Annotated in this window: 16 protein-coding genes; 3 read left to right on the top strand and 13 right to left on the bottom strand. The window is 67.2% G+C overall.

Annotated features, from left to right (window positions below; translation table 11 throughout):
- Positions 1-5 precede the first annotated feature (5 nt).
- Positions 6-992 (bottom strand): aldo/keto reductase, encoded by a 987-nt coding sequence (locus U8330_RS06185; RefSeq protein WP_323104268.1) that lies wholly within the window; start codon positions 990-992, stop codon positions 6-8.
- Positions 993-1,163: 171 nt separating this feature from the next.
- Positions 1,164-3,230, bottom strand: coding sequence for a methyl-accepting chemotaxis protein (locus tag U8330_RS06180; RefSeq protein WP_323107202.1), 2,067 nt, complete (start codon positions 3,228-3,230; stop codon positions 1,164-1,166).
- 374 nt (positions 3,231-3,604) lie between these two features.
- On the opposite strand from U8330_RS06180, the gene solA reads away from it, so the two are divergent.
- The gene (solA, locus tag U8330_RS06175) at positions 3,605-4,750 is read left to right on the top strand and encodes an N-methyl-L-tryptophan oxidase (protein WP_323104267.1); all 1,146 of its coding nucleotides are present in this window, start codon (positions 3,605-3,607) and stop codon (positions 4,748-4,750) included.
- On the opposite strand, the gene U8330_RS06170 is transcribed toward solA, so the two are convergent.
- The 5 genes from U8330_RS06170 to hutI are packed head-to-tail and all read right to left on the bottom strand — an operon-like array spanning position 4,722 to position 10,638.
- Positions 4,722-5,303, bottom strand: coding sequence for a HutD family protein (locus U8330_RS06170; protein ID WP_323104266.1), 582 nt, complete (start codon positions 5,301-5,303; stop codon positions 4,722-4,724). The genes solA and U8330_RS06170 overlap by 29 nt on opposite strands.
- Positions 5,304-5,307: 4 nt before the next feature.
- Positions 5,308-6,993 (bottom strand): urocanate hydratase, encoded by a 1,686-nt coding sequence (gene hutU, locus U8330_RS06165; protein ID WP_323104265.1) that lies wholly within the window; start codon positions 6,991-6,993, stop codon positions 5,308-5,310.
- A 21-nt stretch (positions 6,994-7,014) separates the two neighbouring features.
- Positions 7,015-7,824, bottom strand: a complete 810-nt coding sequence (hutG, locus tag U8330_RS06160) for an N-formylglutamate deformylase (RefSeq protein WP_323104264.1) — start codon at positions 7,822-7,824, stop codon at positions 7,015-7,017.
- The gene (gene hutH, locus U8330_RS06155) at positions 7,825-9,360 is read right to left on the bottom strand and encodes a histidine ammonia-lyase (RefSeq protein WP_323104262.1); all 1,536 of its coding nucleotides are present in this window, start codon (positions 9,358-9,360) and stop codon (positions 7,825-7,827) included.
- Between the two features lie 33 nt (positions 9,361-9,393).
- Positions 9,394-10,638, bottom strand: coding sequence for an imidazolonepropionase (gene hutI, locus U8330_RS06150; protein WP_323107200.1), 1,245 nt, complete (start codon positions 10,636-10,638; stop codon positions 9,394-9,396).
- A 182-nt stretch (positions 10,639-10,820) separates the two neighbouring features.
- Between hutI and hutC the strand changes: the two genes are divergently transcribed.
- Positions 10,821-11,603 (top strand): histidine utilization repressor, encoded by a 783-nt coding sequence (gene hutC / locus U8330_RS06145; protein WP_416236825.1) that lies wholly within the window; start codon positions 10,821-10,823, stop codon positions 11,601-11,603.
- Positions 11,604-11,639: 36 nt separating this feature from the next.
- On the opposite strand, the gene U8330_RS06140 is transcribed toward hutC, so the two are convergent.
- A complete protein-coding gene (locus U8330_RS06140) occupies positions 11,640-12,974 on the bottom strand; it encodes a cytochrome P450 (RefSeq protein ID WP_323104261.1) in 1,335 nt (444 codons plus the stop codon).
- A 189-nt stretch (positions 12,975-13,163) separates the two neighbouring features.
- Here U8330_RS06140 and U8330_RS06135 point away from each other — a divergent pair, with 189 nt between their 5' ends.
- The gene (locus U8330_RS06135; protein ID WP_323104259.1) at positions 13,164-15,161 is read left to right on the top strand and encodes a methyl-accepting chemotaxis protein; all 1,998 of its coding nucleotides are present in this window, start codon (positions 13,164-13,166) and stop codon (positions 15,159-15,161) included.
- Positions 15,162-15,243: 82 nt separating this feature from the next.
- Here the strand turns inward: U8330_RS06135 and U8330_RS06130 are convergent, their stop codons facing one another.
- The 5 genes from U8330_RS06130 to U8330_RS06110 form a co-directional block, all read right to left on the bottom strand.
- Complete coding sequence (locus tag U8330_RS06130; RefSeq protein ID WP_323104258.1) at positions 15,244-16,866, bottom strand: copper resistance protein CopC; 1,623 nt, start codon at positions 16,864-16,866, stop codon at positions 15,244-15,246.
- Positions 16,867-16,935: 69 nt separating this feature from the next.
- The gene (locus tag U8330_RS06125) at positions 16,936-17,457 is read right to left on the bottom strand and encodes a YcnI family protein (RefSeq protein WP_323104257.1); all 522 of its coding nucleotides are present in this window, start codon (positions 17,455-17,457) and stop codon (positions 16,936-16,938) included.
- 151 nt (positions 17,458-17,608) lie between these two features.
- Positions 17,609-18,007, bottom strand: coding sequence for a DUF2946 family protein (locus U8330_RS06120; RefSeq protein ID WP_323104256.1), 399 nt, complete (start codon positions 18,005-18,007; stop codon positions 17,609-17,611).
- A gap of 105 nt (positions 18,008-18,112) precedes the next feature.
- Positions 18,113-18,415, bottom strand: coding sequence for a hypothetical protein (locus U8330_RS06115; RefSeq protein WP_323104255.1), 303 nt, complete (start codon positions 18,413-18,415; stop codon positions 18,113-18,115).
- Between the two features lie 3 nt (positions 18,416-18,418).
- A complete protein-coding gene (locus U8330_RS06110; protein ID WP_323104254.1) occupies positions 18,419-20,797 on the bottom strand; it encodes an EAL domain-containing protein in 2,379 nt (792 codons plus the stop codon).
- Positions 20,798-20,814 lie beyond the last annotated feature (17 nt).

Below are 20,814 nucleotides of genomic sequence, written 5' to 3'. Positions count from 1 at the left end.
GCTGCCTACCAGCGCTGGTGCACATGCGGCTTTATCAACCGCGTGTAGATCTCGCGCGCAGCGCTCATGACATCGGCCGAAAGCGGCGCCAGGTCGGCGGCGGCGGCATTGCCGCGCGCCTGCTCTGCATTGCGGGCGCCGGGGATGACGACGGTGACGGCATCGCTCATCAGGATCCAGCGTAGCGCGAAGGCGGCCATGCTCGCGCCTTCCGGCACCAGCGTGCGCACCTCCTCGACCGCCTGCAGGCCGACCTCGAAGGGTACGCCTGCGAAGGTCTCGCCGACATCGAAGGCTTCGCCGTTGCGGTTGAAATTGCGGTGGTCATCGGCGGCAAACTGCGTCTCGGCCTTGATCTTGCCGGAGAGCAGGCCGCTTGCCAGCGGCACGCGGGCGATGACGGCCACGTTCTTCCGCCGCGCTTCGGTGAAGAAAAGATGGTCCGGACGCTGGCGGAACAGGTTGTAGATGATCTGGATGCTGACGACGCCCGGATATTCGATCGCCTTCAGCGCTTCCTCGACCTTTTCGACCGATACGCCATAGCCGGCGATCTTGCCTGCCGCCTGCATCTCGGCCAGGCCTTCGAACACCTCCTGGCGATAGAGCACCTCGGTCGGCGGGCAGTGGAGCTGGACGAGGTCCAGGCACTCGACCTTGAGATTGGCGAGACTGCGATCGATGAACCCTTCGAGATTGGCCTTGGTGTAGCCGTCCGCCACATGCGGGCTCAGCCGGCGCCCGGCCTTGGTGGCGACCATCGGACGCTCGCCGGAGCGCTCGGCCAGCACCTCGGCGATGATCTTCTCGGACCGGCCATCGCCATAGACATCGGCGGTGTCGATAAAGGTAATGCCGGCATCGAGTGCCGCCGTCAGCGCCGCGCGGCCATCGGCCTCGCTGATTTCGCCCCAGGATCCACCGATCTGCCAGGCGCCGAAGCCGATATTGGAGACGGTGAACGGCATCCGCCCAAAGGAATGATATTTCACGTGTGCGACCTCCGCGAAGCGCGGCACCGACAATCCGATGCACGTCACTCAAGCCGCAAGCCTATGGCCGACGCGCTTTGGCTTGGCAAGTCGGCGCCGACCAAGGCAGACGATCGTCATGGAAAAGGGGCCGGTTTCCCCGGCCCCTCCCCCCTTTGTCGCTCGTCCGTCTCAGGCCGCGCGGCGGCGCGGTGCGGCCATGTCCTGCGCGCCCGCCAGCTGGAACTGGGCAAGGAGCGCATTGAGGGCAGCCGCTTCGGAGGCGAGGCCGTGGCTTGCCGCCGTCTGTTCCTCGACCATGGCGGCGTTCTGCTGCGTGCCCTGGTCCATGCTGTTGACGGCAGTGTTGATCTCCTGCAGCCCGGTCGACTGTTCGCGGGTCGCGATGACGATCGCATTGACGTGGCCATTGATCTCCTGCACCTGGCCGACGATCGCCTGCAGCGACTGCCCGGTTTCGCCCACCAGCGTCACGCCGGCGCGCACCTGGTCGCTGGAGGTGGTAATCAGCGCCTTGATCTCCTTGGCGGCATTGGCGGAACGCTGCGCAAGCTCGCGCACCTCCTGGGCCACCACGGCAAAGCCCTTGCCGGCCTCGCCGGCACGTGCCGCTTCGACCCCGGCATTGAGCGCGAGCAGGTTCGTCTGGAAGGCGATCTCGTCGATCACGCCGATAATGTTGGCGATCTCGCCCGACGAGCGCTCGATGCCCTGCATGGCCTGAACCGCCTTGCCGACGACATCGCCCGACTTCTCGGCACCAGCCCGCGTGCGAGCCACCAGCGCGCCGACCTCCTCGGCCCGCCGTGCGCTGTCACGCACGGTGGTGGTGATCTCTTCGAGCGCTGCTGCCGTTTCTTCGACCGAAGCCGCCTGCTGCTCTGTGCGGCGCGCCAGATCGTCGGCCGCGTGCCGGATCTCGCTGGCGCCGGCATCGATTGCCTTGGCATTGCTGCCGACCGTGTCGAGTGCGTCGTGCAGCTTGCCGACGGCATTGTTGAAGTCGGCGCGCAGCCGGTCGAGATGCTGAACGAAGGGGGTCGCGATCCGATAGGCGAGATCGCCATCGGCCAGGCGTCCGAGACCGGTCGCCAGTTCCTCGACCGCATGCTGGATATCGGCGGTTTCGCGGGCCTTCATCGTTTCGCGCTCGCGGCGCTCCTTCTCAGAAAGCGAGCGCCCGGTTTCGGCCTCGCCTTCGAGACGCAGGCGCTCGAGCGCATTGCTGCGGAACACGGCGACGGCCGCGGCCATGGAGCCGATCTGGTCGCGGCGCTCCTCGCCCGGAATGGCGATATCGTACTGGCCGGCGGCAAGCTTTTCCATCGCACCCGTCATTTCGGTCACCGGGCGGATGACGAGCCGGCTGAGCAGGGTCGCCAGAAGCGCGATCATGATGCCGACGGCCAGCAGCGTCGCCACCGCCGCGGCCGTGCGGAACTGGCCGACGCCGGCATAGGCCGCTTCGGAATCGACCGCGAAGCCGACATACCATTCGACCGTCGGCAGGCCGGCGACCGGCACGAAGCTGACAAGCATCGGCTTGCCGGAAAGTTCGGTGGTGGAGATGCGGCCGTCGATCGCCGGTGTGGCGACCGGGAAGGCCTCGGCAAGCGGTTTGGTCACCAGCTTGGCATCGGGATGGACCAGGATCTGGCCGGACTTGTTGACGAGAAAGGCGAAACCGCCCGGTCCTGCGTCGATGGAGCGGATCATGGAGACCAACGTCTTCAGCGAAAAGTCGCTGCCGGCGACACCCAGAAGCTTGCCATCCTTTTCGACCGGAACGGCGGCGCTGATGATCAGCTCGTTGCTGGAGGCGTCGATATAAGGATCGGTCAGAACGGCGCTCCTTGCCTTTACGGCGTCCTGATACCACGGCCGCTGGCGCGGATCGTAGCCTTCCGGCATCGGGCTGTCCGGCCACATGGTGAAGCGGCCGGTCTCGTCACCGACATAGGTAGTCATGAATTCCTTGACCAGGACGTCGTTCTTCAGAACGCGCAGCAGCCCGTCGGAGCCCTCCGCGCTGCCGGCGGCCTGCGCGGTCATGTCGGTCAGCGTCACGCGGCCGTTCAGCCAGTTGGCGACGCTTTGCGCCGCCTGCTTGCCCGATGAGGCCACGGTCGATTCCACGGCCTGCGTGGCCGCGCCGTGCTGCAGCGAGTCGATATAGATGGAGAAGCCGGCAAAGGCGCCGGCCACGGCGACGGACGCGGCAAGGAGAATGCGCGTCATCAGGTTGGACCGTCTGGGCAAGTTCAATTCCTTCAACAGCGACCGCGCAGCCGAAAGGGTGCACGCGCGGACGGGCCTGCGCAATGGGCAGTACGGGGTGAAAGCGGAGATCAATATGCGCGAGGACATCATGCCGCGTCCGGCATCATCGGCCGCATCATGCGTCCGTCCCGGCCGATCGAGCGGCCTTGGCAAGTTGAAGCTAACCTTGCAACCTTAATGCGATCTAAACATCCAATCGTCTTCGTCTGGACGCCATCGGATGTCCGGTCCTGACAAAAGCACTCGCGGTGCAGGCGGACATGGGTTAATCGCTCTCAAAAGACGCAGGCGCGCCGCTGCGCTGCCGGATTGCGAGACAGGAGAAGACCAGCGTGAGCAAGGATTTCGATGTGGCCGTGATCGGCCTTGGCGCCATGGGCAGTGCCGCGGCCGCGCATCTGGCTGCACGCGGAGCGCGTGTCGTCGGCATCGAAGCCGCTTATCCCGCCCATCCGCTTTCCTCTTCGCATGGCGATAGCCGGTTGATCCGGCTCGGCTATTTCGAAGATCCCGCCTATGTGCCGCTGCTCCACCGCGCCTACCAGAACTGGCGCAGCCTCGAACAGTCGCTGCGTGAGGAGATCCTGACACTGACCGGTGTGCTACAGATCGGCAAGCCGGACAGCGATGTCGTGCTCGGCACGCAGAGGAGTGCCGAGCTGCATGGCCTGACGATCGAAACCCTGGACCGGGCGGAGGTCCAGCGCCGCCACCCGGCCTTCGTTCTCGAAGAAGGAGACGTTGCCTGTTTTGATCCGCAGGGCGGCTATGTTCGGCCCGAACGGGCCATCGCCGGCCATCTGCGGCTGGCGGCCGCCGCCGGCGCGCAGCTTCGCTTCAACGAGCGCGTCACGGCGATCGAGCCGGATGATGCGGGGGTGACGCTCTCGACCCCATCCGGCACGCTGCGTGCCGGCAAGGTGGTGGTCGCCACCGGGCCCTGGATCAGCCAGCTGGTTCCCGCGCTGCGCAGCCATGCCGTGCCGATCAAGCAGGTCGTCGCCTGGTATCAGCCGGAGGACGGGTTTCTGACGGTTCCGGGCCGCATGCCGGCCTTCATCATCGACGAGGGCACGAACGGCGCCTATTTCGGCTTCCCGGTCATCGGCCCCGACGGATTCAAGGTGGGACGGCATCTGCATCTGGAAGAGGTGATCGACCCCGACCAGCCGAACCCGCCGGTCGATGCGGCGGATGTCGCGCTGATCGACACGTTCATCGCCCGCCGCCTGCCGACCGGGCATACACGGCGCAGCCGCGCGGTTGCCTGCCGCTACACGATGCTGCCGAACGAGACCTTCCTGCTCGATACTCTGCCGGGCGAAGACCGGATCGTGGTCGCCTCGCCCTGTTCGGGCCACGGCTTCAAGTTCGCGAGCGTCATCGGAGAAATTCTGGCCGATCTGGCGCTCAAGGGCGAAACCGCCCTGCCGATCGCCCCCTTCTCCTTCAGCGCGCTGGCGGCGCGGGCGGCCTGATCTCGATCAGATAGGCGTCCGCTTCCCGGTCTGCTCGCACCTCGACGGACGCCGTGAGGATCGCGGCGTCGAACCGGTCGAGGCGCTCCTCGCCCACGATCTCCACCGGGTCGAGGGCCAGGAGGAGCGTCGTCGGAGCCTCGGCATCGAGTCGCGCTTGCTCGCCGATCGCGAGCCGCCTCACCCTGTGGCCGGTCACGCCGCGCCGGGTCATGACATTGAGGTCCAGGATCGGGCCGTCGATCAGCCGCGCCTCGGTCGGCCGATCCGCTGGAAAAACAAGCGGCGGGGATTGCCGGTGCATCACGAGCGCCTCGCCGCCGTCGATCGTGAGCGCCATGCCGGCTCCCTCCAGGATCGCCAGCGTCCGCTCGACGCCGGGGAAGCGGGAAAACGGACCATCGCTTGCCACCCGCGCCATGCTGACGCGCCAGAGAAAGTCGTCCAGTCCGGCATCGGAAGGAAACACGGCGATTTCCGTGGTCTCTCCGCCGCCATTCTTCCAGGGCATGCGCCGGTGACCGGCGCTGCGCAGGATCGTGACGCCGCCCATCGGCTCAGGTGCCGAGAATGCCGGGCAGGCGCAGGCCCTTGTCGCGCGCGCAGTCGAGCGCGATCTCGTAGCCGGCATCGGCATGGCGCATGACGCCGGTGGCCGGATCGTTCCAGAGCACGCGGGCGATGCGCTGATCGGCAGCCTCCGACCCGTCGCAGCAGATGACGACGCCGGAATGCTGCGAGAAGCCCATGCCGACCCCGCCGCCGTGATGCAGCGAGACCCAGGTGGCGCCCGATGCGGTGTTGAGCAACGCATTGAGCAGCGGCCAGTCGGAGACGGCGTCGGAGCCGTCCTTCATTGCTTCCGTTTCGCGGTTCGGCGAGGCGACCGATCCGGAATCAAGGTGATCGCGGCCGATCACGATCGGGGCGCTGAGTTCGCCATTGCGCACCATTTCGTTGAAGGCGAGGCCGAGGCGATGGCGGTCGCCGAGACCGACCCAGCAGATGCGGGCCGGCAGGCCCTGGAAGGCGATCCGCTCGCCCGCCATGTCGAGCCAGCGATGCAGGGCCGCATTGTCGGGCAGAAGCTCCTTCACCTTGGCATCGGTCTTGCGGATATCCTCCGGATCGCCGGACAGTGCCGCCCAGCGGAACGGGCCGATGCCGCGGCAGAAAAGCGGGCGGATATAGGCCGGCACGAAGCCGGGAAAGGCGAAGGCATCCTCCAGCCCCTCGTCCTTGGCGACCTGGCGAATATTGTTGCCGTAATCGAGCGTCGGCACGCCGGTGTTCCAAAAGCCGACCATCGCCTCGACATGGGTGCGCATCGAGGCGCGCGCCGCCGCCTCCACGGCTTTGGGCTCGCTCTCGCGCTTCGCCTTCGCCTCTTCCACGGTCCAGCCGATCGGCAGATAACCGTTCAGCGGGTCATGCGCCGAGGTCTGGTCGGTCACGATATCCGGCCGCGCTCCACCGGCCTTCATGCGGGCGAGTAGTTCGGGAAATATCTCGGCCGCATTGCCGAGCAGCCCGACCGATTTGGCCTCGCCGGCCTTCGTCCAGCGGTCGATCTTCTCCAGCGCCTCGTCGAGCGAGGTCGCCTTCTCGTCGACATAGCGGGTGCGGATGCGGAAATCGATGCGGGTCTCGTCGCATTCGACGGCCAAGCAGCAGGCGCCAGCCATGACGGCGGCGAGCGGCTGGGCGCCGCCCATGCCACCGAGCCCGCCGGTCAGGATCCATTTGCCGGTGAGATCGCCGCCATAATGCTGGCGCCCCGCCTCGACGAAGGTTTCATAGGTGCCCTGCACGATGCCCTGGCTGCCGATATAGATCCAGGAGCCGGCCGTCATCTGGCCGTACATGGCGAGGCCCTTCTTATCCAGCTCGTGGAAATGGTCCCAGGTGGCCCAGTGCGGCACGAGGTTGGAATTGGCGATCAGCACGCGCGGCGCATCCTTGTGCGTGCGGAAGATGCCGACCGGCTTGCCCGACTGGACGAGCAGCGTCTCTTCTTCCTCGAGATCGGTCAGGGCCGCGACGATCCGGTCGAAATCCTCCCAGGTGCGGGCCGCCCGGCCAATGCCGCCATAGACGACCAGCTCATGCGGGTTTTCGGCCACGTCCGGGTCGAGATTGTTCATCAGCATGCGCAGCGGCGCTTCGGTCATCCAGCTCTTGGCGGTCAGCTCCGGACCGCGAGGCGACCGCACGTCGCGGATATTGTGGCGCGGATTGCTCATCGATCGTTCCTCTCTTCGTCGTCAGTCCGGCCGGCGCGACAGCGCAAGCGCCCGGGTCTCAAGGGTGGTCAGGATGGTGCGAAGCGGGACGCGCAGGCGCTCCGCCTTCGCCTCGTCATAGGCAAAGGGCGGCGCCTCGCGGGCGAGATGGGTGGATTGGGCAAGCTCCATCTGCAGGGCATGGACGCCGCGATCGGGCCGTCCATAGTGGCGCGTGGTCCATCCGCCCTTGAAGCGGCCGTTGAGCACGCGCGTATACCCGTCTCCGTCGCACGCCCCCTCATAGGCCGCGGCCTCGAAGGCCGCATCGCAGCTCGTGCCGTCATTGGTGCCGATGTTGAAATCCGGCAGAATGCCCTCGAACAGGAAAGGAATACGCCCGCGGATCGAATGGCAGTCGTAGAGGACGGCGATGCCGTGCAGATCGCGCACACGCTCCACCTCGGCTGCGAGCGCGGCATGGTAGGGTGCGTGGAACGCCGCGCGGCGCGCTGCGATCTCCGCCGCATCCGGCGCCTCCCCCTCGCGCCAGATCGCCAGGCCGTCGAAATCGGTTTCGGGCACGAGGCCGGTCGTGTTCTGGCCGGGATAGAGGCTTATCCCTTCCGGATCGCGGTTGGCGTCGATCACATAGCGGTGGAAGAGCGCGCGGATCGTCGTCGCCCGCGGCAGCAGCCCCTCATAGAGGCGATGAATGTGCCAGTCCGTGTCAGCGAGCAGCCGGCCATTGTCGTTCAGCCGGTCGTAGACGCGCTCGGGCACCGCCGTGCCGGTATGGGGGAAGGCGAGGATGACGGGCGAGGTTCCCTGGCGAAGCTCGAAGACAGCCATTCATGCCTCCAGCTGCGGCAGGAGGCCGGCGGAGACCGCAGCGGCAAGCGCGCCGGTGGCAACCAGCGCACTCGCCGCCGCCAGGTCGTTGGCCATGTAGCGGTCGGTCTCGAGCGTTTCGACGACGCCGCGGATCGCGCCGATGGCGTTCTGCAGTTCCGGGCTGGTGGCAAGCGGCGCGCGGAACTCGACCCCTTGCGCGGCCGTCAAGGCCTCGATGCCGATGATGCCGAAGAGATTGTCGGTCATCGGCAGCAGGCGCCGGGCGCCATGGCAGGCCATGGACACATGGTCTTCCTGGTTGGCCGAAGTCGGCGTCGAATCGACCGAGGCCGGATGGGACATCTGCTTGTTCTCGCTCATCAGCGCCGCCGAGGTGACTTCGGCGATCATCAGGCCGGAGTTCAGTCCCGGCTTCTTGGCGAGAAAGGCCGGCAGGCCGTACGACAGGGCGGGATCGACAAGAAGCGCAATGCGGCGCTGGGCGATGGCGCCGATCTCGCAGACGGCGAGCGCGATCTGGTCGGCGGCGAAGGCCACCGGCTCGGCGTGGAAGTTACCGCCGGAGACGACGCTGTCGTCGGAGAGCACCAGCGGATTGTCGGTTACCGCATTGGCCTCGATCTCCAGCGTCCGCGCCACCGCGCGCAGGAGGTCGAGGCAGGCGCCGTCCACCTGCGGCTGGCAGCGGATGCAATAGGGATCCTGGACCCGCTCGTCGCCCTCGATATGGCTCTCGCGGATGACCGAACCGGTGAGCAGGCCGCGCAGGACCGCCGCCGCATCGATCTGGCCCCGGTGGCCGCGCAGCGTGTGGATATCATCATGAAACGGCGCGGAGGAGCCCATGGCGGCATCGGTCGACAGCGCACCGGTGATCAGCGCCGCCTGCGCGGCGCGGTGCGCACGGAAGAGACCGGCAAGCGCCAGCGCCGTCGAGGCCTGGGTGCCGTTGATCAGCGCCAGACCTTCCTTGGCGGCAAGCACAACGGGTTCGAGCCCGGCCCGCTCCAGCGCTTCGCGACCGGGAAGCCGCGCGCCCTGAAAGACCGCCTCGCCCTCCCCCATCATCACTGCTGCCAGATGGGCAAGCGGCGCCAGATCGCCCGACGCCCCGACCGAGCCCTTTTCCGGAATGACCGGCAGAACGCCCTGCTCCAGCATCGCCTCGATCAGCCGGACCAGCTCCAGGCGGACGCCCGAGGCGCCGCGACCGAGCGAGATGAGCTTCAGCGCCATGATCAGCCGCACGACATCGTCCGGCAACGGCGCGCCGACACCGCAGCAATGGGACAGGATGAGATTGCGCTGCAGCGTTGCCACATCCGCCGCATCGATCTTGATGCTGGCGAGCTTTCCGAAGCCGGTGTTGATGCCGTAGACCGGCGCGTTGCCGGCAGCGATCTCGGCAATCCGCCGCGCCGCCTTCTCGATCCCTGCGTCGAAGGAGCGATCGAGGCGGGCCGGTTCGCCGGTCCAGTAGAGCGTTTCGAGTGTCTTCAGCGGAACGGAGCCGGGGGTGAGAACGAGGGTCATGGGTCTTGGGTCCTGATCGTCAGCGCTTGCGTGTCAGTGGCCGTTGCGGATGCGGGCATGGAGCGGGTTGAAGCCCATGCGGTAAACGAGCTCGGCCGGCCGCTCGATCGTCCAGATTGCCAGATCGGCCCATTTGCCGGCCTCCAGCGTTCCGACCTCATGGCCGATGCCAAGCGCGCGCGCCGCTTCGCGGGTCACGCCGGCCACGCACTCCTCCACCGTCAGGCCAAAGAGCGTGGCCGCCATGTTCATGGTCAAGAGCAGGGAGGTGAGCGGCGACGTGCCGGGATTGCAGTCGGTCGCCACCGCCATCGGCACGCCCGCCTCCCGAAACAGCGCGATCGGCGGCTTCTTCGTTTCGCGGATAAAGTAATAGGCACCGGGAAGGATGACGGCGACAGTGCCGCTGGCCTTCATGGCGGCGACGCCTGCCGCATCGGTATGCTCCAGATGATCGGCGGAGAGAGCGCCGAAGGCGGCGGCAAGCTTCGCGCCCTCAAGGTTGGACAGCTGGTCGGCATGAAGCTTGACCGGCAGGCCAAGCGCCTGCGCCGCGGTGAACAGCTGTGCCACCTCCTCCGGCGAAAAGGCGATCTCTTCGCAGAAGGCATCGACCGCATCGGCCAGCCCTTCCGCCGCGATGGCCGGCAGAATCTCTTCGATCAACAAAGAGAGGTAGCCGGCTCGGTCGGTTTTGAACTCCGGCGGCAGGGCATGGGCGCCGAGAAAACTGGTGCGCACCGAGACATCGCGCAGATCGCCGAGCTGCCTGGCCGCGCGCAGGGTCTTCGCCTCGTTCTGCCGGTCGAGGCCGTAGCCGGACTTGATCTCGATCGTCGTCACGCCTTCGGCGATCAGCGCGTCGAGCCGGGGCAGGCTTTCGGTGAGCAGTTGCTCCTCGCTGGCCGCGCGCAGCGCCATGACGGAGGAGACGATGCCGCCGCCCGCGCGCGCCACCTCTTCATAGGTCGCGCCGGCAAGCCGCATCTCGAACTCGTTCGCCCGGTTGCCCGCATGGACCAGATGGGTGTGGCAATCGATCAGACCCGGCGTGATCCACCGGCCTTCGCAGTCGATCACCTCGCCCGCCTCGCCTGCGCCGAGCGACAGCTCCGTTTCCGGACCGACATAGGCGATCCGGCCGTCCCTGACGGCAATGGCTCCGGCTTCGATAAGGCCCAGACCCGGCAGGCGCGGATCGAGCGTCGCCAGCCGCGCATTGCGCCAGACCCGGTCAAAACGGCTGCCGGCTGGGGATGAGGAGTTCTGAGGGGTCATGGAAGACATGAATCTTGCGCCTTTCCGGTTCCTGACTTATGTATAGACATAAGATAGAGTTCGGCAAGCGGAATTTGCCGAACGGGACGAGCACGGTTCGCCAGGCACCGCGTCTTGCAAAGCCGGGCACCGGTTGCACTATGCGGCGCGAGGGAAGGCTCGGGATGGCGAAAGGCCGGCGGATGGCGGACGATCAGACGATGGATGGTGCAGCACCCTCTTTGCCCGGCGCGCAGGCGGCAGGCAGCGAGGGCACGCTGCACCAGCGCATCTTCCGCGACATCGAAAGCCGCATCCTCTCCGGCGCCTGGCCCCCCGGCCACCGGATCCCGGCGGAAACCGCGCTTGCCAAAACCTATGGCTGTTCCCGCATGACCGCCAACAAGGCCCTGTCGGAGCTCGCCCGGCTCGGCCTGATCGAGCGGCGGCGCAAAAGCGGGTCGACCGTGCGCGCGCCGGTCTCGCAATCGGCCATCCTCGAAATCCACGAGATCCGCGCCGAGGTGGAAGGGCTCGACCTCGCCTATGACTATCGGCTGCTGTCCCGCAAGCGCCGGCTGGCGACGGGGCAGGATCGCGACCGGCTGGGCCTGGCGGACCGCCGCCCGGTTCTCGACCTCGCCTGCCTGCATCTGGCCGGCGGCCGGCCTTTCTGCCTGGAGCAGCGGCTGATCAACCTTTGCTGCGCACCCGGCGCGCAGGACGAAGGCTTCGTCGAGACAGCACCCGGCGCCTGGCTCCTGACCCTCGTTCCCTGGAGTGCGGCGGAACACACGATCCGGGCGCTCGCGGCCGATGCCGAGATGGCCGAGGCGCTGGGCTTAAGCCCCGGCGCGCCCTGCCTCATCGTCGAGCGCCGCACCTTCAGCACAAGCGCCACCATCACCCATGTCCGGCTGATCTATCCTGGCGACCGGCACGCGCTGACGGCCAGCTTCGCCCCCTCGCAGCCGAAGGAGCGGTAGGCGTTCGCGCGGCCAAAGGGGTCGTGTTTGGGGCGGTCAGGACCTCGGATGGTCTTCGAGCCGCAGGCGGATCCGATAATGATCGAGCGTGCCGGGCATGGCTCCGGGCGCAAGCCCCGGCGCCGTGGCGACCAGACGCTTGCGCGACAGAACGAGGCCGAGGGCGAAACCGGCGATCATCGGCACGAGGTCATGCGCCGGGCAGCGGGCCGGGCCGGCGCTGAAGGGCACCAGGCCGGCGAGCGGCAGGGCGTGATCCGCCGCACCCTCCCAGATCTCCGGCGCGAAGCGGTGCGCATCGGCAAAAGTCTCCTCGTCGCGGTGAAAGAAGGGGGTGAAGATGAGGACGAGGCTGTCTGCCGGAAGGCTGCCGCCCCGCCAGGCGACCGGCCGGCGCGTTTCCCGCAGGATGGCCGGCGTGGTGGGCCAAAGCCTCAGCGATTCCATCAGGCACTGGCGCGCGAAGGGCCTGAACAAAGCGCCGCCGTCCGCTTCGGCAAGGCATCGGTTCCGCGCGTCCGGATGGGCTGCCAGCAGGGACAGGGTGCGGAAGGTCGCCATGCCGGCGGGATCGAAAGCAAAGAGCCATTGCGCGATCTGGCTCTCCGGCGCGATGGCCGGATCGGCCGGCATGCGGGCGGCCAGCGACTGCGGGTCAGGGTCGGCCAGATAGCGATGAATCACATCATGCAGCCTTTGCCGCATCCCTTTGGACTGGCGGCGGAAAAAGGCCCAGTTCGCGCGCCGCCTCAATTCGTTCAGGCATTCGGTCAGGGCTTGGTCCTCGCGGGCGCGGCGTCCGAGCACGAGACGCCGCACCAGAAGGGACCAGCCTTGCGAGAAGGCCGTCCAGTCGAGTTCCCAGGCGCCGGACAGGAGGATGGGACCAAGCTCCTCCTCGACCGCCCGACGGAACGCCTCGCCGCAGGGATGGACCGGCTCGCCCGTCGCCAACGCCGCTTCGTGCAGCGGCCGCAGGGTGGCCCGGCGGGGCGCGTCTGAGATCAGCACATTGCCGGGCTCGAAATGGCCGAGCGCCGCGCGCTTCTCCCATGTGTTGGTCTCAAAGGGATCGGGCGTGTGCGTCAGCACCGCGGCCACATCCGCCGGATCGAGCAGCAGGATGATGGGCCGCCCGGGAAGGGGAAGTCGCAGCGGCAGGCTTCCGTGCTTGCGCCGCAGCGCCTGCATCGTCTTGACCTCTCTGGAATCCAGCGCGAAGCGTTCGGCAAGTCTTTCCATTGAAGGACGGCGCAGGATCACGCCCTTGCCGAAGGTCGGCAGGACCACCCGCGTCATGACCGAAAGGAGATCGGCGAGATCGGCCGCCGGCAGCTTGGGCGGCATTGCGGCGTCGGTAGTGGTGCGCATCAGGCCTCGCCCTGTCCCATTTTCCGGTCGTCCAACCGGCAGAGGGCGCGGGAGTTCCTGGCCTTAAGAAAGCCGGGGGTGCCTGAAAAAGCCTTCCTCCGTAAACCTCCCCTTAAATTGCGGAGGATAGCGTGCAGCCTCCATTCTCAGCGAGCCCCGTGCGGGCTCAGACATCGCTCGAGGCGTTCCATGCAAAATATCCCGATTATTGGAAAATTTCTGGCCTTGATGGGCCTCTTCGCGCTGTTCTCGCTGGGGGCCGCCCTTTATTCGGGCGATCGGATCATGAGCATTGACGACGCCTATAGCGATCTTCTGGTCAATGAGAGCCGGGCCGCCACCGAGCTGGCACGCGCCAACCGCGCCTTCCAGGCCGCCCGTGCGGCCGCAGGCACGCTGATGATCGTCAGCAGCGAAGAGGCGACGAAGACGGCGGCGGCCAATCTCAAGACCATGCATGACGAATTCGTCCAGCACGCCGACACCGCGCTGGAAGCCAGCGGCGGCAACGCGGCCATCGCCAAGCTGAAGGCGGACGGGCTGGCCGTTCTCGACCAGAGCTGCGCCAATGCCTTTACCCGTGGCGCCGCAGCGCGCGGCTCGCAGGACCGTATCAGCGCGCAGGCTGCCTATCTGCGCGAATGCGAGCCCAATTTCCCGCCGATCTCCAAGTCGCTGACCGAGGTCACCAACACGCTGCTCGCCGGTGTCGACGCCCGCAGCGATGCGCTGACGGCGTCCTCGATCGCCACCTATTGGACGACGCTTGCCCTCGTGATCGGCGGTACGCTGGTCGTCGTGCTGGTCGGCCTCTTCGCGATCCGCAGCTGGCTGATCCGCCCGATCACCTCGCTCTCGGGCGTCATGACGACGCTTGCCGGCGGCGATCTGACGGCAAGCGTGAACGGCACCGCACGGCGCGACGAAGTGGGCGGCATGGCCCGCGCGGTCCAGATCTTCAAGGACAATGGCCTGAAGGCGCGCGATCTCGAAAGCGCGGCCGAACGTCAGCGCACCCTGTCCGATCAGGAACGCCGGAGCCGCGAAGAGCAGGACCGCCACCGCGCCGAGGCCATGGCGCAGGCGACCACTGGCCTCGCCAGCGGCCTCAAGCACCTTGCCTCCGGCAATCTCGCCTTCCAGCTGACCGATCGCTTCGCCGAAGAGTTCGAAAGCCTGCGCGCCGACTTCAACCAGGCGGTGGACCAGCTGCGCACCACGCTGGCGGCAGTGTCGGACGCCACCAGCTCGATCGACGGCGGCTCGCGCGAGATCAGCCGCAGTGCCGACGATCTGTCGAAGCGCACCGAGCAGCAGGCGGCCTCGCTGGAAGAAACCGCCGCCGCGCTCGACGAGATCACCGCCAATGTCTCCAATTCCTCCAAGCGGGCCGAGGAAGCGCGCACCGTCGCCATCCAGGCCAATGACAGCGCCCGCCAGTCCGGTGCCGTCGTCGCCAATGCCGTCGATGCGATGAGCAAGATCGAGCAGTCCTCCAACCAGATCTCCTCGATCATCGGCGTGATCGACGAGATCGCCTTCCAGACCAACCTGCTCGCACTCAACGCCGGTGTGGAAGCCGCCCGCGCAGGCGAAGCCGGCAAGGGCTTTGCGGTCGTGGCCCAGGAGGTGCGCGAGCTTGCCCAGCGCTCGGCCCAGGCCGCCAAGGAGATCAAGGACCTGATCCGCAATTCCTCCGGAGAGGTGCAGAACGGCGTCAAGCTCGTCAGCCAGACCGGCGAGGCGCTGAAAACGATCGAAGGCTACATCGTCACCATCAACCAGCACATGGATTCGATCGCCACCTCGGCGCGCGAACAGTCGGTCGGCCTGTCGGAGGTCAACACCGCCGTCAACCAGATGGACCAGGTGACCCAGCAGAACGCCGCCATGGTGGAAGAGACCAATGCGGCCGGCGCGACGCTGGCGATGGAGGCGACGCGCCTCAAGGAACTCGTCGGCCAGTTCCAGTTCGGCGGTGTTTCGGCCGGTCGCGTCAGCGCGGCAAACGGCAATGCCGGAGCGCCCGCGCCGTTGGCCGTCCGTCGCGGCCCGTCGGCCGCAGCGCCCATGGCCCGCGCGGTCCCCTCGCCGGCCCGCAGCATGGTCAGCCGCATCGCCAGCTCCTTTGCCTCGAAGCCGGCCTCGAGCGCGGCTCCGGCCGGCGACAACTGGGAAGAGTTCTGAGACCGCGAACAGGTCCCCGGCCGCAGAACGCGGCCGGGGACCTTCCATTTCAGGCAAGTCTTGAAGGCTTCGCCTCCGGCGGTCAGTCCAGCGTCACCTGACCCTCCAGCCGGACAATCTCGAAATCGCTGACCACGAGGTCGAGCCGGAGCGACCAGCGGCCACCGGCCGGCAGATCGAGACCTTCAATGCGCCACGCGCCGCTCGCCTCCCGCACCGCCGGCCGGCGGATCGGCTCGATGCCGGCCTCGGCCTGGCTCATCACCAGCCCCACCTCCAGCGGGTCGAGCGAACCTCCCCCCTCCTTTGCGAGCGTCACCTCCGCCCTCCCCGCCGCGCGGTCGAGCGTCACGGTCGCGGCAACGGTCTCGTCGGAGAGTTTCACGATCGCGGGCGGCACCTCGGCGATCAGCACGCGCGGTGGCGGCGTAAACCGCCAGACGGCGGCCGTGGCGAAGATTAGCGCAACCAGCACGGTCTCCACCATGATGATCCGCAGCACAACGCGACGCGCCACGGCGTCGCCCGCCTGGACACGCGCCGTCAGCCCCCAGCGATTGAAGGCGGCCAACAGGAACAGCGGCAGCAGCAGCGCCAGCTTGACGAGGAAGACGCGGCCATAGTCGGTCGACAGCAGCGCTGCCGGGCTGCGCAGTTGCACGATCGCCAGAACAGTGCCAGCAAGGACGAGGACAAGAAGCAGGAGCGGGATCACCCGCGAGAAACGCTTCAGGGCCGGCAAGGCCCCTTCGCTGCGCAGGACGGCGAAGAGAACCGGGAGCGCACCGGCCCAGACGGCGATGGTGACCGTGTGGAAGAAGACCGCCGGCCGCATCAGCCATTGCGGATCGGCGGCACTGGCATGGCCGCTGAGGCTGAGCGCCAGGCCGGCAGCCACAAGCGCGCCGAGCGAAATCCAGCGGCCGCCGGCCCCCGGCCCCTGCAGCAGGGCGAGGCCGGCGCAGGCGAAGGCGGCACTGGCGAAGACCAGGCTCGCCCCGAAACTGGTGGCGAGCCCTGCGCGCCAGCTCTCGCCCTCGCTCAAAGCGGAGAGCGATGCGCCCAGCGCATCGAGCCCCTGAAACCCGGCCGACAGGGCAGCGCCGACGAAACCGACCGCCAGCGCAGAGACCGGAACCGCCAGGCCTGCCCCCCTGCCGTCAGCAAACCAGCTGCGGGCGAAGGCACCGCCGATCCCGAAGAAGAGGCCGAAATAGAGCGCCAGCTTCCCGACCCAGAGGCCAGCCTGCACCGCCCGATCGTCGGTGACGGCGGCAGCGCTGGCGGCCGGCCCTTGTCCCAGGGTGAAAAGCACCGCCCCGCCGATCGGATGGCCGTCCTGCGACACGACCCGGTAGGACAGGACATAACCGCCATCGGCGAGCGCCGGCGGCGGCACGATCTCCAGCGTCGTGCCGGCGAGCCGCGTTTCCGTCAGCATGAAGGGCTCACGGTCCGGGCCGGTCAATGTCAGCCGCGTCGGCGAGACGGGCTCGCTGAAGGTCAGGCGGATGAGGGCCGGCGGGGCGGCGAGCCGCGCCCCATCGGCCGGCTCGGCGCGGTTGAGCGCCGCATGGGCATAGGCCGAGGCGGCCATCAGCAGCCAGACAAGGCCAACGCGCCAGACGAGGGCAGCACGAAAGAACAGGCCCGAGCGCCCGCACGCTTGCCCAAGCCGGAGGCCTTTGCCGATCGTCGGGATCATCCCGCTCTCCTTTCCGTCTCGATCAGGAGGCGGCGGGGCAAGAGGTTGCCCCGCCGCTCGGCCAAGGGCTTAGGAGCCGGACTTCGGCAGGAGCAGGATTCCGGGTGCCGGCAGCTCGAGATCCTCGCTCGTCTGGCCCTTGGCCGGCCGCTCGACCCAGCGTTCGGTCGCGCCGTCCGGGCATTCCTGCACGACGGGGAAGAACAGGGTTTCACCCGGCTTCAGCTCGGCCGACAGCGTGCCGCGCAGAACGAATTCGTCATACTCGTCGTCGGCGAGGCTGCCGCCTTCCCAGATGACCTCCTTCACGCCCTCCTTCATGGGCGTGCCGTAATAATCATAGGCCTTTGCATAGGCACCCTTGACCTTCTCGAGCGTCCAGCCTGCCTTGGGCTGCGCCTTCACGCCGATGAAGCCTTCCGGCACCTGGACGCGCAGTTTTGTGGTCGGCTTACCCTCGCAGCCGTGCGGGACGCGCAGCACAGCCTTGAAGGTGGAGCCGACAGGCGCCTCCCTGGCTTCCAGGGAGACATGGGCGGAGGCGCTGCCGGCGAGAAGCGCGAAGGCAGCGGAAAGAAGAAGCGTTTTCATGAACAAGGATCCATCATGTGCCAGCGTTGGAGCGCCGGTCGCGTGCAAAACATCCGGCGTCGCCGCAGCGGCGAAACCGGGATCGTGAAACGAACGAAACGCACCGGGAGGAGCGCCGCGAGCATGGCTCGCTGCGCCCACCCCTGCGGTGTCACAGGATGGAAGGGGGTGCGCGGGGATTTTCGGGATCTGTTTCCGGGCGCAGGACGGTGCGCACGCCGCGCGACAGGCCCCGCTCCGGCGCGGCAAGTGCAGCGACCGCCGGGTGGAGCGGCGCAGGCAAGGGGCTCGGCGCAAGGCCGGAAAAGACCATGCTGCAGGCAACGCCGCAGCAGCCGGCAAACTTTCCAGACCCGTGGTCGCCGGCATGACCCGTGTCGCCCTTGTCGACCACATCGGCGAGGCAGAGCGGGTTGCCGAAGGCATCCAGCCTTGGCGAGGCGGCGGCACCGGCCGCCATGGCGGTGCCGAGCAGCAACTGCAGAACGAAAACCACCGCCCCCAGCATCAGCCAGGCCTGTCGCCACGTGTCTCGGGTTCGCCGTCTCATGCCTGCCTGCCAATGTCTGCCGTTTGCAGCCAGCGACACGTGCCATGGAAGCCCGGCCCTGTCCATGCGCCAAACCGCCACAACGAACAAATGCACGAGCCTTCCTCAGATACGATTGTGGATCGAGGTCATCCACCGCTCCCAAACCGCTTCGATGACACGAAGGTTCGGCCGGAGATGGCGGATGGTCATTTCATAGGTGGAATCTTCGTAGTCCTGCCGCGTCTCTGCTGTATTTCGCGCGATCACTGCTTCGAAACTCGCGGTCCAGAGCGCGAGAAGCTCCTCGTTGGTCAGCCGGACATGGCGCCGGCCGCACTGCCAATAGGCTTGCAGGCCCTCCGCCGTGCGCAATGGCAAAGGGGCGGTGGGCTCGTCGTCAATCCCGCGCGCGCGCGTCGCCGTCATGGGTCAGACCGAAAACAGCAGGCGGGCAAGCGTGTCGTCTTCAACGCCCGGCTCGGGAAGATCTGCGACCGGGGCCAGCGGCAGCGGCCCCCTGCCCGGCCGGCCGAGCAGGAAGCCCTGGGCATGCCGGCAGCCTTCCTCGACGATCATGCGATACTGTTCTTCCGTTTCGATGCCCTCGGCCGTCACCGGCAGGTTCAGGCTGCGGCCGAGGCCGACGACGGCATGCACGATGGCGCGGGCGTTCGGGTCGCTCTGCATGGACGCAATGAAGCTGCGGTCGATCTTCAACCGGTCGAAGGGGAAGGCCTGCAGATTGCTGAGCGAGGAATAGCCGGTGCCGAAATCGTCCATGACGATCTGCACGCCGATCGCCTTCAACTGGCGAAGCGTTTCGATCGTGGCGCGCCTGTCCTTCAGCAGGGCGGATTCCGTGACCTCCAGCTCCAGCCGCGCCGGCGCGAGGCCGGTTTCGTTCAGCACCGTACAGACGAGGAAGGCGAGGCCTGGCAGGCGGAACTGCACGGCGGAAATATTGACGGCCACCTTGCAAGGCTCCCGCCAGCCGGCCGCCTGCCGGCAGGCCTCGCGCAACACCCACTCCCCGATGGAAAGAATGATGCCGCTCTCCTCGGCGATCGGAATGAACAAGTCCGGCGAGACATTGCCGCGAACGGGATGATCCCAGCGCAGCAGGGCTTCGTAGCCGACCACCGTTTCATCGGCGATTGACTGGATGGGCTGGAACAGCAGGTGAAACTCCTCCCGCGCGATCGCCTGTCGAAGATCGTTCTCAAGCTGCCGGCGCTCGCGCGCTTCGTGGTCCATCGTCCGGTCGTAAAAGGCATGAACACCGCGGCCGCTGTTCTTGGCGCGGTAGAGCGCCACATCGGCGGAATGCATCAGCGTCTCCGCGTCCTTTCCGTCTTTCGGCGAAAGCGCGATGCCGATGCTGACGCCGACAGCGGTCGGATCGGCCAGCAGGTCCATGCGTTCCCGGAAGATGGCGAGGATCCGCTCGGCCAGCGCGCCATAGGCATCCGCTCCGCCGACGCGCCGGGCAAGGATGATGAACTCGTCGCCGCCGAGCCTGGCAACCACATCGCCCTCGCAAATGGCGCTGCGCAGGATCTCGGCAACATCGCGCAGCACTCGGTCGCCTTCGGCATGGCCGAAGAGATCGTTGACGGCCTTGAACCGGTCGAGATCGAGAGAGAGCAAGGCAAAAGCCTCGCCGGTCTCGCGGCTCAAGGTCAGCGCCTCTTCCAGCGCCTCCTGGAACATGGAGCGGTTGGTGAGCCCGGTCAGCATGTCGTGACGGGCCAGATACTCCACCTTGCGCTGCGCCGCCCGCTTCTCGGTCAGGTCGCGGATGGCGATGACCTGGCACGGCCGGCCGCCATAATCGATCGTATGGACGGCGAGTTCGAAGATACGATGGCGCTCGCCGATCTGCGGCGTGGCTTCGACCGGGCGCTGGCGGGCGGCATCGACCGGCTGTCCGTCGTTGGCCTTCAGCAGCAGGTTCGGCGGCAGGCCGACGATATCGCCCTCCCGGCGCTCGCAGAGCTGGGCGAATTTGGTGTTGATCTCGACGATCCGCCCGTCCTGCACCAAGGCGAGGCCATCGAGCGTTGCATTGGCGAAGCCTTTGAGGTCCACGAGATAGCGATCGACCACCACCGCAATGGCCAGAACGAGCAGCACCAGAAAGGTGACCGCGCTGATGGCACTCGTCAGCCAGATCCGGTCGAAGACGCCGGTCTCGACCGCTGGCAGGGCCGGATCGGGAGCGAGGATGGTGGCGGACATGGTGGTGAAATGCAGCGTGCAGATGCCGATGACCGCAACGCTGCCCGGCACGAGGATGCGCCGCCAACCGGCGAGCCGCATGAAGGCGGCAAGCGCGCCGGCAAACATCACGAAGGCGACGACAGCGCCGACCGCGATCGACAGCCAGTCGAAGCGCACCTGCGCCGCTGCCCGGACGCCGGCCATGCCGACGAAGTGCATGACCGCGACGGACATCGTGATCAGACCCGCCGCGCCGAGCAGAAGCCGGGGACGACTGAGGCCGATTGCCAGCGCCAGGCGGAATCCTGCCACCGCCAGCGCCGAGGAAAGGGCCGTAAACAGCCAGTCGAAGCCGATCGCCACCGTGCCTTCATAGGCGAGCATGGCGACGAAGTGGGTGGCCCAGACACTGAGCCCGCCGGCGAAGGCGGCGATCAGCGCCCAGTTTCGCCGGCGCTCCGCAGCGCTCTCCTCCGCACGCAGCATCAGGTGGAAGAAGGCGAACATGCCGGTGAGCGCAATGGCCGCAGCCACGAGGACGATGGAAGACTGATGCTGTTGGGTGACGCATTCCAGAACGGTGAACATGGCGAGCGACCTTCACT

The sequence above is a fragment of the Rhizobium sp. CC-YZS058 genome (assembly GCF_034720595.1).
Taxonomy (GTDB): domain Bacteria; phylum Pseudomonadota; class Alphaproteobacteria; order Rhizobiales; family Rhizobiaceae; genus Ferranicluibacter.
The sequence above is the reverse complement of the archived record's forward strand: the minus strand, read 5'-3'. Positions and strand labels throughout refer to the sequence as shown.

Bases quoted from the DNA above. Each gene is read 5' to 3' on its own strand.
- U8330_RS06125 (WP_323104257.1), bottom strand. From the start codon at position 17,457: ATGAAAACGCTTCTTCTTTCCGCTGCCTTCGCGCTTCTCGCCGGCAGC.
- hutG (WP_323104264.1), bottom strand. From the start codon at position 7,824: ATGGCTGTCTTCGAGCTTCGCCAGGGAACCTCGCCCGTCATCCTCGCC.
- U8330_RS06180 (WP_323107202.1), bottom strand. From the start codon at position 3,230: ATGACGCGCATTCTCCTTGCCGCGTCCGTCGCCGTGGCCGGCGCCTTT.
- U8330_RS06115 (WP_323104255.1), bottom strand. From the start codon at position 18,415: ATGACGGCGACGCGCGCGCGCGGGATTGACGACGAGCCCACCGCCCCT.
- hutH (WP_323104262.1), bottom strand. From the start codon at position 9,360: ATGACCCTCGTTCTCACCCCCGGCTCCGTTCCGCTGAAGACACTCGAA.
- hutU (WP_323104265.1), bottom strand. From the start codon at position 6,993: ATGAGCAATCCGCGCCACAATATCCGCGACGTGCGGTCGCCTCGCGGT.
- hutI (WP_323107200.1), bottom strand. From the start codon at position 10,638: ATGACCCCTCAGAACTCCTCATCCCCAGCCGGCAGCCGTTTTGACCGG.
- U8330_RS06110 (WP_323104254.1), bottom strand. From the start codon at position 20,797: ATGTTCACCGTTCTGGAATGCGTCACCCAACAGCATCAGTCTTCCATC.
- U8330_RS06120 (WP_323104256.1), bottom strand. From the start codon at position 18,007: ATGAGACGGCGAACCCGAGACACGTGGCGACAGGCCTGGCTGATGCTG.
- U8330_RS06130 (WP_323104258.1), bottom strand. From the start codon at position 16,866: ATGATCCCGACGATCGGCAAAGGCCTCCGGCTTGGGCAAGCGTGCGGG.
- U8330_RS06170 (WP_323104266.1), bottom strand. From the start codon at position 5,303: ATGGGCGGCGTCACGATCCTGCGCAGCGCCGGTCACCGGCGCATGCCC.
- hutC (WP_416236825.1), top strand. From the start codon at position 10,821: ATGGCGGACGATCAGACGATGGATGGTGCAGCACCCTCTTTGCCCGGC.
- U8330_RS06135 (WP_323104259.1), top strand. From the start codon at position 13,164: ATGCAAAATATCCCGATTATTGGAAAATTTCTGGCCTTGATGGGCCTC.
- U8330_RS06140 (WP_323104261.1), bottom strand. From the start codon at position 12,974: ATGCGCACCACTACCGACGCCGCAATGCCGCCCAAGCTGCCGGCGGCC.